The sequence below is a fragment of the Sphingomonas sp. AC449 genome, from assembly GCF_979253475.1.
In genome coordinates, this window is record NZ_CEEDCZ010000001.1 from 638,063 (window position 1) to 650,255 (window position 12,193).

Annotated in this window: 14 protein-coding genes; 12 read left to right on the forward strand and 2 right to left on the reverse strand. The window is 60.4% G+C overall.

Annotated features, from left to right (window positions below; translation table 11 throughout):
* Nucleotides 1-26 precede the first annotated feature (26 nt).
* A complete protein-coding gene (locus AC0CH3_RS03235; protein WP_465237574.1) occupies nt 27-260 on the reverse strand; it encodes a DUF6894 family protein in 234 nt (77 codons plus the stop codon).
* Nucleotides 260-1,144 (reverse strand): MBL fold metallo-hydrolase, encoded by an 885-nt coding sequence (locus AC0CH3_RS03240; RefSeq protein WP_465237575.1) that lies wholly within the window; start codon nt 1,142-1,144, stop codon nt 260-262. The genes AC0CH3_RS03235 and AC0CH3_RS03240 overlap by 1 nt, the downstream gene beginning before the upstream one ends.
* A gap of 267 nt (nt 1,145-1,411) precedes the next feature.
* Between AC0CH3_RS03240 and AC0CH3_RS03245 the strand changes: the two genes are divergently transcribed.
* The 12 genes from AC0CH3_RS03245 (at nt 1,412) to AC0CH3_RS03300 (ending at nt 12,180) form a co-directional block, all read left to right on the forward strand.
* Nucleotides 1,412-2,266 carry a manganese catalase family protein gene (locus tag AC0CH3_RS03245; protein WP_465237576.1) on the forward strand — a complete coding sequence of 285 codons (855 nt, stop codon included), beginning with the start codon at nt 1,412-1,414 and terminating at the stop codon, nt 2,264-2,266.
* A gap of 45 nt (nt 2,267-2,311) precedes the next feature.
* A complete protein-coding gene (locus AC0CH3_RS03250) occupies nt 2,312-2,509 on the forward strand; it encodes a hypothetical protein (RefSeq protein ID WP_465237577.1) in 198 nt (65 codons plus the stop codon).
* A gap of 52 nt (nt 2,510-2,561) precedes the next feature.
* Nucleotides 2,562-3,086, forward strand: a complete 525-nt coding sequence (locus tag AC0CH3_RS03255; protein WP_465237578.1) for a ferritin-like domain-containing protein — start codon at nt 2,562-2,564, stop codon at nt 3,084-3,086.
* 10 nt (nt 3,087-3,096) lie between these two features.
* Entirely contained in the window at nt 3,097-5,319 is a 2,223-nt protein-coding gene (locus AC0CH3_RS03260; RefSeq protein WP_465237579.1) for a hypothetical protein, read from the forward strand.
* Between the two features lie 2 nt (nt 5,320-5,321).
* Entirely contained in the window at nt 5,322-6,062 is a 741-nt protein-coding gene (locus tag AC0CH3_RS03265) for an SDR family oxidoreductase (RefSeq protein WP_465237580.1), read from the forward strand.
* 10 nt (nt 6,063-6,072) lie between these two features.
* Complete coding sequence (locus AC0CH3_RS03270) at nt 6,073-7,128, forward strand: zinc-dependent alcohol dehydrogenase (RefSeq protein WP_465237581.1); 1,056 nt, start codon at nt 6,073-6,075, stop codon at nt 7,126-7,128.
* Nucleotides 7,128-8,168, forward strand: coding sequence for a lactonase family protein (locus AC0CH3_RS03275; RefSeq protein WP_465237582.1), 1,041 nt, complete (start codon nt 7,128-7,130; stop codon nt 8,166-8,168). The genes AC0CH3_RS03270 and AC0CH3_RS03275 overlap by 1 nt, the downstream gene beginning before the upstream one ends.
* Nucleotides 8,165-9,661, forward strand: coding sequence for an MFS transporter (locus tag AC0CH3_RS03280; protein ID WP_465237583.1), 1,497 nt, complete (start codon nt 8,165-8,167; stop codon nt 9,659-9,661). The genes AC0CH3_RS03275 and AC0CH3_RS03280 overlap by 4 nt, the downstream gene beginning before the upstream one ends.
* 465 nt (nt 9,662-10,126) lie before the next feature.
* Nucleotides 10,127-10,624 (forward strand): hypothetical protein, encoded by a 498-nt coding sequence (locus AC0CH3_RS03285; RefSeq protein WP_465237584.1) that lies wholly within the window; start codon nt 10,127-10,129, stop codon nt 10,622-10,624.
* A gap of 62 nt (nt 10,625-10,686) precedes the next feature.
* Nucleotides 10,687-11,235: a DUF4142 domain-containing protein gene (locus tag AC0CH3_RS03290; RefSeq protein WP_465237585.1), complete on the forward strand. Its 549-nt coding sequence runs from the start codon at nt 10,687-10,689 to the stop codon at nt 11,233-11,235.
* 83 nt (nt 11,236-11,318) lie between these two features.
* Nucleotides 11,319-11,678: a hypothetical protein gene (locus AC0CH3_RS03295; RefSeq protein WP_465237586.1), complete on the forward strand. Its 360-nt coding sequence runs from the start codon at nt 11,319-11,321 to the stop codon at nt 11,676-11,678.
* 112 nt (nt 11,679-11,790) lie between these two features.
* A complete protein-coding gene (locus tag AC0CH3_RS03300; protein ID WP_465237620.1) occupies nt 11,791-12,180 on the forward strand; it encodes a hypothetical protein in 390 nt (129 codons plus the stop codon).
* The last annotated feature ends 13 nt before the right edge of the window (nt 12,181-12,193 follow it).

The following is a 12,193-nucleotide window of genomic DNA, read 5'->3' on the forward strand; positions in this document are numbered from 1 at the left end:
GAACGGCAAGAACCAGGCTCCGGTCGTTATCGCATCGCGGCGATCGATTCCGTCATGATCAGTCGCGCCACGGTCCGACCGTCGTCGTCGGTGACATCGATACGGCCCTGCAAACCGAGAATGTCGGAAGAGCGGGAGGCAAGCCGGCAGAAGAGTCGGTTTGCCTCGATCAACGCACCCTCGGCATCCCTCGCGCTAACAGAGTCGGTCTGCAGTATCACGCCGTCACGCCCGCAGACGTTCATGTAGTAGGTCGGCATCACAAATTGCCGGGAAGGGTTGCGAGAACAGGATGGGAGGCCAGCCGTTCCTGCAACGAGAGCCGTTCAAACTCGGTCAGATCGTGGGCACAGAAAATTCGGATGGCATCACTCTGTTGTCCGGCGAGAGCGCGCAATCGGCGTTGGTTCGCGATCCGCGCGGCGGCATCGACTTCCATCAGGCGCTGATACGCCCGCAATCCCGGAGGACAGGTCCGATGATCGCCTCGGATCTCTCCATTCTGGAAATAGGCATCTCCGGCATAGAAAAGCCAACGACCGCTGTCTTCAAGCACGGCAACGCCGGCATGGCCCCAGGTATGCCCTGCCAAAGGGACGAGAAGGATTTCGGGCGGGAGGCCCTGAAGATCGCGTACGGCGTCGAAGCCAAACCAAGGCTCGCCACCGCCCAGCGGGTAGAGTGACCAGTTCGCTGCATCGTTCCATTGTTGGGGACGATAGCGTTTGCGCGACACGAACGCACCGCCCTTGCGTTCGTCGGCGACCTCCTTCTCGCGTGCGGTGACGTGTACGCGTGCGTTGGGGAAATCCTCAATACCGCCTGCGTGATCAAAATCGAGATGTGTGACGACGATGTGCCGGACGTCGCTTGGATCGAAGCCAAGCCGACGGACCTGCGCAACCGCGGTTTCCTCGGGTCGCAGTTGCGGCCGGTTCAGCGCGATAAAGAAGCGGGAGAGGCGATCGCGCGGTCGAGCGATATCCTGCGCGCCATAGCCCGTATCGACGAGCACCAGGCCATTATCGGTCTCGATCAAAAGGCAGTGGCATACCAGGTGAGCGGAGACCCCGGTGCTGTAGCCATCGAACAGGTGCCCGCCGATGGGGCAGCACGTGCCACAATTGAGATGGTGAACCTTCATGCCTATCCTCTCAACAAGTACCAGCTCATCAGCGGTCACGCGGCTGCCGCGTTAATGCTGAGATAGTCGAATGTTTTCAACCGTTTGTACGGAGCAATGGTTTAGCTGGTAATGCTCGACCTGTAGCGGACGGATATTAGACACTCTTCATAAGGACGCTTCGAAAAACGCGTTAACACACGTTAAAACGTCCGGATTAATTGGAAACCGACCAGGTAAACCGCGTTGAAGATGGCGTTCATCGAGAGACCATCTTTGGAGTGCGCAATGTATTATCATGACAAGCGACTGCAGTACCCAGTCCAGGTCACCAATCCCGACCCTGCGTTCGCACGTATGCTTCAGCAGGCGATCGGCGGGGTCGAGGGCGAGATCCGGGTCTGCATGCAATACTTCTTCCAGGCATGGGGCAATCGCGCGCCGACGACCAAATATCGTGACATGCTGTTGCACACGGCGACTGAAGAAATCGGTCATATCGAGATGCTGGCGACGGCCGTCGCGCTGAATCTTGAGAAGGCGCCGACGCATCTTCAGGAAGAGGGCGTCAAGGACAGTATCGTTGGTGCGGTGATGGGCGGGGAAAACCCGCGTCACAGCATCGAGGGCATAATCCACAAGAACCTGCTTTCGGGCGGTATGGCCGCGATGCCAATGGACTCCGACGGCGTGCCGTTCAACATGAGCCATATCTACGCCAGCGGGAATGTTGCAGCCGATATGTATTGCAACGTCGCGGCCGAGAGCACGGGGCGTGTCCTCGCGGTCCGGTTGTTTAACGCGGCGCACGACGAGGGCATGAAGAAGATGCTTCATTACATGATCGCGCGCGACACCATGCACCAGCAACAGTGGCTAGCAGTAATCGAGGAGCTGGGGGCAGAAGCCATGAACCTGCCGATCCCCAACAGCTTCCCGCAGGACATGGAAGATCAGCAGAACAACTACAACTTCTACGCGACGTCGGTCGACGGGACATTCCCGGAAGGCCGCTGGACGTCGGGTCCTTCAATGGACGGCAAGGGCGAGTTCACCGTGTTCCGCAACGAACCGCTCGGCGACGAACCGGTAATGGGGCCGGCGCGTCCCGATAGCGGCGCACAGAACCAGCAAATCGGCTGAGACGGGGAGGAGGGGGCGTGGGCTCCTTCCTCCACTCGCGTGCGGATGCCGCGCGCGCTTCGAAAGCATGGGGCAGATAGCATGATAGAGAACGGAAAAGGGGGGCGATCACGCGCGACCATCATCGCCGCGGTGGTGATGATCTCGATCGTGGCAATCGTTGTGATGACCTTCGTCGGGCTCAACAGCCACGACGTCAAGAACGCAGCAGAAAACAACATGATCGCCGAAGAAACGGGGTGACGACGACCGTCTCCGTCGCGCCTGGCCAATTCCTATTCTGGAAGGATTAGATATGAGCACCTCACCCGATACGCTAAAGACCCTCTTCGTCACCGGCGCCGTCAATCTTCATGCGGTGGAGAAGCAGGCGCTCTCGATCATGACGCCGCAAGTCGCGCGCATCGAGAACTACCCCGAGATTGCCGACCGGCTACGCGAGCATATCGAGGAGACCAACGATCAGATCGCGCGGCTGGACGAGATATTAGCGACGTTCGACACCAGCGGTTCGGTGCTGAAGGATGCGGGCCTGAGCTTTACTGGAAGCATGGCGGCGATTTCGCACAGCGTGGCCGGTGATGAAATCCTGAAGAACAGCTTCGCCAATTACGCGTTCGAGCATTTCGAGATCGCTGCGTACAAGTCGTTGCTGACGCTGGCAGAGGACGCTGGGATCACCCAGGCGACCGCGTTGTTGCAGCAATCCCTGCGCGAAGAGCAGAGCATGGCGCAATGGATCGACGAAGCGTTGCCGATGGTGACCCGTCGTTACGCATCGCTCTACGCTGATGGCGGCTCAAGCGCAGCCAAGGTTTGAGCGTACGACTATGGCGACGATCAGCAAGACCACCGAGGACGCCGTCAGCCCGTATCTGCTGGGCCTGCGCCAATTTGAGCAAAATCCGGTTCCCAAACCCAAGGCGGCATTCGCGGTGGGCGAGCTGGATGTCGCAGTTCACGCTACCGACGATTCCGTCATGGTGGTGGTTCGGCGGGAAGGCAGGGGAGGCGTGGCGCTTCGCGCTGCCTATCTCGCGGGACCGTTCAGTTGCAAAGCGGTCAAACCCAAGCCGGGGGAAACGGCAAGGTTGACCGTCAGCAGCGCCCTCGGTCAGCACCTCGTGATCTTGCGAGCTGGGGCCAACGCACTCGAGAACCTGCGCGTCACGGTGCGGTTCACGCCCGCCGCACCCATGGTGATCCCGTTCATGCCCCGCGACCTGTATCCGCTGGACGAAGCGAACGATCCGCTCGGTGCCAAGGGCAGCGTCGAAGCCAGTCAGCGTGGGCTGAACGTCGGCATGGTGTACTTGCACGTGGATCGACCGCGTTTCGGCGACGTGCTGTACGTGCAGAACCTGACGGCCTTGAACGACTATTACCGGGCAACGGGCACGACCCCGGACGGCGCGGTTGGTGGGACATGGCCCGAGCTCGGTTATCTCATGCCTACCCTGAAGCCCGGCACCGATGCGACGTCCGGTGTGCTGGAGGCGGGTGTTGAAGTGACGCTATCCGATGCGATCCTCGTCTTTCGTCACGATGCCCCGCCCCATGAACGCGAAACAGCACGGCGTTTTCTCCAGATGCTCGGCGTCGCCTACAAGGCGTTCGATCTTCCCCAGGTCGAATATCGCGACTGGGTCGATCGCGCCGAGCGCACTCTGCGCGACCTCGACGAGGCACCCGAGGCCACGATCGAGCATTACGGCCACCGGTACGTCCACCCCTACACGGGCGCGGAATACCCGGACATCATGGTGCAGATGTCGATCGTCGCGGCGATCCACGATTGGGGAAAGTGGAGCGGCGCACCGCACCCACTCGAGGCCGAGTTCAAGGCGGGGCTCGAGAAGTTCTACGATCCCAAATTGAAGTCGCTTCGGCGATACCTGCCCAACGTCGGCGACGACAAGGACGCTGACGCGGTCGACAGCTGGTACCTGTACCATCCGATGCTCAACCTCGGCATTTTGGCGCTCAACGGCGACGAGACGGCGAAGTCGCTTCTGCTCAAATCCCTTGACTACGGGATCAAGGCTGCGCGGCATTTCGAGTATAAATGGCCGGTCCAGTACAAGGTCACCGATTTTAGCGTCATCACCGACGTCGCGGGCGCCGATGGCCGCGGGCAGACCGATGTCGGCGGGATCTATGCCTGGGTGATGCTCCAGGCGTTCGAGCTGACCGACGACAAGCAGTATCTGGACGAGGCGCGGGCCGCGATCGAGGCTGCGATCGGCTTGCGGTTCAACGTCAACTATCAGGCGAACCTCACCGCCTGGGGGGCTGCCGCCTGCATGCGATTGTGGCGCATCACCAACCGCGCCGTCTATCTCGAACAGAGCTACGTCTATCTCGCGAGCTTCTTCCACAATTGCGTCATCTGGGAGAGCGAGATCGGCCACGCTGCGCACTACAAGAACTTCTTGGGCGTGACCTGCCTTCAGGATGCGCCGTACATGGCGATCTACGAATGCTTTGATTCATTCGTCGCGTTCCAGCGCTATCTCCAAGACAGCGGCCCGAACCTCGAGCCCGCCGCACGCATGCTTGTGTCGGAATATTGCCGATATGCACTGGACCGCGCCTGGTATTTCTATCCCGACGCCCTGCCGCCCGAAGCGCTATCGCCCAAGCAGCGCGAGACCAACGGCCATATCGATCGGACGCTCTCGTTTCCGGTCGAGGATCTTTACGCCGGCGGGGAATTGGCCGGGCAGGTGGGGCAGGAGGTCTATGGCGCGGGCGCCGCGATGGTATTTGCGACACGCAGCGTACATCGGATCGAGAATGCACCGTTCGAGGTCTTCTGCGATCATTTCATCCAGTCGATGGAACGCACGGGCGACCGCGCGCTGACGATCACGCTGGACGGCGGTGAGACGTGCATCGCCGGTCTCAGCATCGTGCGCCGAAAGCGGCGAAAGCTCGGCAAGGTCACCGTCACGATGGCGGGCGGCGATATCATCCGCCCGTATCGGACTACGGCCGATCGCATCGATTACAACGTTTCGGCCAGCGGCCAACTCATACTCACGTGGGAATGATCATGACTGACAGGATCGACCTGACCGGCAAGCGCATTCTGGTGACCGGCGGAACGACCGGGATCGGCCTCGCGACGGTCGCGCAACTCGTCCGGCACGGCGCGCGCGTGCTCACCTTCGGCCGCCACCAGGACAGCCTCGACCACGCGCTCGAACAGGCGGGGTCCGGGCCCGGCACCGTCGACGGCATCGTTGCCGACGCTGCGACGAAGGAGGGGATCGACACGGTCTTCGCGCATATGGACGAAACGCAGGGCGGGATCGACATGCTCGTGACCTCCGCGGCGCTCGGTGCGCAACCGATCCATGAGATGGAGGAGGATTCCTGGCGCTATGTCGTCGAAACCAACCTGATCGGTACGCTTGCCAGCGCCCGCCGGGCGATCCTGCGGATGGATGCGCAGGGGGGGGGGCATCTGTTGTTCGTCGGATCGATCAGCAACGAGATCAAGGCGGTCGGCGAAAGCGTCTACGCCGCGACCAAGGCAGGCATCCAGGCCTTTGCGGAAACGCTTCGCAAGGAGGTAGCGGAAAAGAATATCAAGGTCAGCGTGATCCAGCCAGGGTCCGTCTCGACGCCCATGCAAGAGTGCACCGACGATCAGAAGGAACAAGCGATCGCCGATCACGAGATGCTCTACGCAGACGAGATCGCCGAGACGATCGTTTTCGCCCTGACCCGCTCCGAACGCGCAGACATCGTCAATCTTCGCATCGAACCGCGCGTGCAGAAGACGAGCTGAAGGATCCGCCATGAAGGCTGCGCTGAAAACCGCCGAAGGACGCTTCGAGATCGCCGAGGTCGAGCGACCGATCATCCCGACCGGAGATTTCGTACTCGCACGCGTACGGGTCGCGGGCATCTGCGGCACCGACCTGCGCCATTGGAACAAGGCCGAGCCCGAACTCGAATGCCATATCGTCGGTCACGAACTGGCCGGCGAAGTCGTCGAGGTCGGCGAAGACGTGACCGATCTGAAGCCCGGCGACCGTGTCGTGATCGAAACCGTAATGGGCGACGACGTCTGCGACTATTGCAGGATTCAGCGCTACAATATCTGCGAGCATCTATACGACGTCCGCACCAAATACGTGTCGCGCGCATATGGCGAGTTCGTCTGCGGCCCGCGGAATAAGTTCTACAAACTCCCTGGTCACGTCAGCTTCGAGGAAGCGGCGCTGATCGATACCTTCTCGGTGTGCCTACACGCTCATCACCGCGCCGACGTCGGGGTCAACCACAAGATCGTGATCATCGGTGCGGGCCCGATCGGCCTGGGACAGCTGCAACTCGCCAAGATGAGCGGCGCAGACGTACTGATTATCGACCGCGTCCGCAGTTCGCTCGATCTGGCGAGGGACCTCGGCGCCGACATGATCGTCGACAGCGCGAGGGAGGACGTGATCTCGCGCGTTATGGACTTTACCAGCGGACGCGGGGCCGAAGTCTGCTTCGAATGCGCCGGCGGCCTGTCGATGCCGGAAACCCTGCCTCTGGCGACCAAGCTCGTCCGGCGGGGCGGAAAGGTCGTCGTGGTCGGCGGTTTCGACGCGGGGGAAATCGCCATCCCGCTCGAATGGCAGCGTATCCAGATGTCGGAGATCGAGATCGTGATGAGCGCCAGCTTCGCCTATCGCGACATCTATCCCGAACAGGGTATGGTGCTGGACCTGCTGGCCAAAGGAAAGCTCGACGCGAAGAGCTTGATCACGCACCGGTTCGACTTGAACGATATCAACGAGGCGTTTGAAACGGCCGACGCGAAGGAAGAGACGGGGGCGGTGTTCGTCGCGATCGCGATATCGTGATGCGACCGATCTACGTAGGCACCTACGCGGAAAGCGGCGGCCCGGGGCTTCAGCGGCTGAGTCTTCATGCAACCCGTGAGTGGGCGTGCGAAGGCCCGTTCCCTGGTGCACGAAACGCGTCGTTCGAGGCTTATTCTGCCTGTCACGATCTTCATTACCTGGTCGACGAGCATCGCACCGGCACAGTCGGCGTGTTCTGCGAAACCACAGAAGGCTGGCGAGAAGTCGGGCGCGTCGTGACCGGTGGCGCCGACCCCTGTTATGTCGCGCTCGACGCGGAGGAGGGCGTGCTGGCGGTCGCAAATTACGGCAGCGGCAGTATCGCGGTGTTCCATCTCGATTCCACGTCCGGACTCCCGACCGGCAATCCGGACGTTCGTGCGAATACAGGTTGCGGACCCGTCGAGGATCGTCAGGAAGGCCCGCATGCGCACTGCGTTCGCTTCGGACCCGACGGCAAATGGCTCTTCCACGTCGATCTCGGGACGGATGAGGTGTTCGCCTATCCGCTCGATCCGATCACAGGCCGCCTTGGCGAACGACATCTGGCTTACACGGCGCCGGCCGGATCAGGTCCGAGGCACCTCGTTTTCCACCCGACCCTGCCGCTGGCCATACTCGCGAGCGAACTTGCCAGCACGCTGACGCTATTGTGCGTCGAAGGGGGAAGCCTGACAGCGATCCACTCGGTCTCGACCCTGCCCGATAATTTCGAGGGTAAGAGCATCGCCGGCCACCTGTCCCTGGATCGTTCAGGTGGGCGTATCTACGTCACCAACCGTGGCCATGACAGCGTCGCCGTGTTCGACTGGAGCGACGGCCATAATCTACATCTGCTCCAGCACGTGCCAAGCGGCGGGGCTTCGCCGCGCGCCTTCGTGTTGCTTGATGAGGAACGCCTGCTCGTCCTGGCGAACGAAGAGGGAAACACGGTCACCGTGTTCCGCGTACGGGACGACGGTACGCTGGCACCGCACCACCAGGCCATCGCCATACGAGCCCCGGTATTCGTATTCGCAGGTAACCCCTCTCCCGAATGATTAAGCTCGATCCGCAAGCTCATGTCAGCGAGCAGGAGCGTGAACGCGGGCTGTCGCTGCTGATCGTCGAGGCTGCATTCTCCGGTGGCGCAGCAGCGCTGACGACCGGCGTTATCCTTACCGCCTTTGCACTGCATCTCGGCGCCTCCAATCTCATGATCGGGATCCTCGCGAGCGCACCGTTCCTCGCGCAGCTGCTCCAGCTTCCAGCGATCCTGCTGGTCGAACGCCGGCGCACGCGAAAACGCATCTCGGTTCTTACCAGTATTGCCGGACGCCTCATGTTAGGCGTTATGGCGGGAACCGCGTTCTTCACGGGTACCGGTGCGTTGTTCACGTTTCTCGGCGCCCAGTGGATACTCTGTGGCCTGGGCGCCATCGGCACCTGCGCGTGGAACTCGTGGCTGCGCGATCTGGCACCGGAAAACCGGCTCGGGCAGATATTTGCCTGGCGCACCATCTGGCTGACCGCGATAAGCCTCGCTCTGGGACTTGCCGCGGCGTTTGCGTTGGACCTAACCGCGGAGCATTCGCCCGCGCGCAACCTAGTGTTTGCCAGCATGTTCGCGATCGGCTGTATCACCGGCCTGTTGAGCGCCCGGGTCGTTAGTGCGATGCCGGAACCGATGATGCCGGTGCCGGTCGGCGAGGTGCGGTTGGTCGAGCTGCTTCGCCAGCCGCTTCGCGACGGCAATTTCCGGCGGCTATTGGTGTTCGTCGGCAGCTGGCAGTTTGCGGTGAACCTGGCGACGCCGTTCTTCACCGTGTTCATCGTCCGGCAGCTTCATTTCAACGTCAGCTTCGTCCTGGTGCTGAGTGTGGTCAGCCAGATCGCGAACATCGGTGCGCTACGCTATTGGGGGATGCTCAGCGATCGCTTCGCCAACAAATCTGTTCTGGCGGTCTGTGCACCGGCGTACATCGTATCGATCGTCGGCATGATCGGCGCATCGCAAATCGGGGACCGCGATCTGGTCAAGCTGTGGCTGATCGCACTGCATCTGTTGATGGGCGCGTCCGTTGCCGGGGTCACGCTTACCGCCACCAACATCGCGCTCAAATTGTCACCTAGAGGTAGCGCTACGGCCTATGTGGCGGCAAGTGCGACCGTGACCGCGGTCGCTGCGGGTACGGCACCCATCATCGGCGGTCTGCTGGCGGACGTTTTTGCAAAGCGGAAACTCGAAGTGTTGATTCGGTGGTCGAACCCGGAACGCAGTTTCGGCCTACCGCTCGTACTAACCAACTGGGATTTCTATTTTCTGATCGCCGGACTGATCGGCCTCTACGCCATGCATCGGCTGTCGCTCGTGCAGGAACAAGGCGAGATCGAGCCGCGGGAACTGATGGGCAAGATGCTTGACGACACCCGCCGCGGCATCCGCAACATCTCCACCGTCGCGGGTCTGCGAAGCGCGACGGCGATCCCCGTCTCACTGCTTCGTGATGCGCGGGTGCGGCTGCGTTTTAGGCGAGCAAAATCGTTGGACTGACGGGCTTTACGTGTTGCTAATGTTCTGTTGAAACGCAGTTTGCTGCGGCGGTCTTACCGGAAATTGCTCCCAATTTGCTCAAGCGAATTGGCATAGCCTCCTAAGACGGGCGCAGATTCCACTCAACGACAGCTCCATTGACCTGGATCATGTAGATATTCGCGGCGCTTATGAAGCCGAAATCTATCTCGGTCGTTTGGTAATTGAAAGTGTCCTTCGGGTCGCGGTGATGGGGCGTATCTGGTGATTTGCCGAGGCAACAGCGGGCAATGATGTCGCCGTCAATCCTGAGGTGAGGGTACTGATATTGCGCTCCCATTTTGCAAAGAGCTTCTCTTCGGAGAACTTGGTAACGCCGCTCACCCGAATTCGATGCTGACATGCCGAGCCAGCTAATTGTAGCGGCGATACGGCATTCGGGTCTCTCGAACTGGCCGTGACAGCAAGATGTTATGGAGAATAGATGTGGCTTTAGAAAGCATTATTAACGCTGCAACGTCTGTCCTACGTGACGCGGTATCACCGTCTTCGAACAACCTGGCTTCCGACCGCGACGAAGTGCTGCAGGACTTGCATCTGGCCGAGAAGGCATGGGCGACAGACGGTGTTCGCTCAGGCACATGGTTTGTCCGTGACGGCGAGCATGTAGCGTTTACGCCTACGACGCGGAACGGGGCCACGTTGACCATCGGCGGTCAGACGACGAACTTCATCCCCGCAGATCGCTTCGCCGATTACCTTGTCAACGTGCGATCGGCCATTGAAGCGGGCGAATTCGATCGCGAGATCGCAGGAGCACTGCACGGTTCGGCGAATGTCGGAGGAACGGCTGAAGTCGCCATTCCCGCCGCAAGAGAAGGTAGTCCAGATGACGTGCGCCAAGCACAACAGGATGCTGCCCTCGCTCGCGAGGGTCGAAACCCTGACGGATCGTTAGCTGCCGTCGTCAGAGACGGTTCGTAAAAGCTACTGTGAACTGGCCTTATCTAATGAAAATCCCACAAGAAACTATCAGGAGAGAACCAATGAATATCAAACACATCGGTATGCTGCTCGCAGCGACGGTAGGCACGGCATCGTTCGCACAGACGCCGCCACCACCACCGCCGCCCGAGGCGAAAACAGCTGCGATGCCCTATGTCATGGCTGCCGGTATGAGCGATCTGTACGAGATCAACTCGAGCCAGGTCGCGCTGCAGAAGTCGCAGACGCCTGCGATCCGCAAGTTTGCGACGATGCTGATCAAGCACCATCAAAAGACAACAGCCGCGACCATGAAGGTGGCAACCAAGGCAGGTTTGACGCCAACGCCGCCCGTGCTTGATGCCGGCGCAACAGCATCGATCAATGAACTGCAGACCGCATCTGCAGCGGATTTCGACCGCCTCTACATCGGTCAGCAGATTCCGGCGCATCAGGCCGCACTGGACCTCCACCAAAGCTATTCGAGCGGCGGGGATCAGGCGCCCCTACGCATGTCGGCCAAGGCTGCAGTACCGATTGTGAAACAGCATCTCGATGCTGCGATGAAGATGCAGGCGGGTAAGCCGATGGCGAACATGTCTGGTATGTAAAACGGCGGAGCGCCGTTATCGGCGCTCCGTTTTCGACGATGTCCCTACATGTTCAAATTCGTATGATTTTCTGGAGTAAGGCAATGTCAGCAGACCCTTTACCGCCCCCGGAAACTGACGATAATCCGGCGTTTCGCGGGAACGATGACGGTACCGTCGGGCATTACTCGGGCGAAGAGTATGACAGCTATGAGAAGGACCAACCGCGCAACGTCGAGGTCGGCGTAAGTCGGGACAATCGGGAAGCGAATGTCGCAGCGGCGAACAAGGCGCCGGGCGAAGACATTCCGCCTGACGCTGGCCGACGCGCCTATATCGATGAGAAGACCGGTGAAGTGCATGGTAGCGGCGCCGGAGCGGGCGGAGGAAACGCTACCGAGGACTATGATGCCGACACGCCTGGCGGAGGCGGCGGGGTCCGCCAGACTCAGCAGTCTAAGTAACCCGCCGTAGGTCCTTTTTAATGAGGTGCGACAAAGGGCTTGGACGGCACGGATGCAGGTGAGCAAGCTGTTTGATCAGCATTCGTTCAGCACTCAATGTCTAGGAAAGCTTATGCTTAAACTAATGCTTCTCGCAGCGGTGACTCTCGCTAATCCCGCTATCGCAGCGCGTCGTGATGCTCCTGATGTACAGTTGCAGAAAATGCTTGTCGGGCGCGTTGCGGGTAAACCCGTCAACTGCATCAGCCTCTCGGGCTCCAACTCATCTGAAATCATAGACGGCAAAGCTATCGTTTACCGGGTTGGGAGCCGGCTCTACGTCAACGAACCGCGATCCGGCGCGCAGTCGCTGCATCGCGATGACATACTCGTCACGCGTACCATTGGGTCGCAGCTTTGCAGCATCGACACGGTTCGGCTGATTGATCGTGGCTCGCGTTTTCCGCGCGGCTTTGTCTCACTTGGTCAGTTTGTGCCGTACAGCAAAATCAAAGCCCGCTGAGTTACTGAACGCC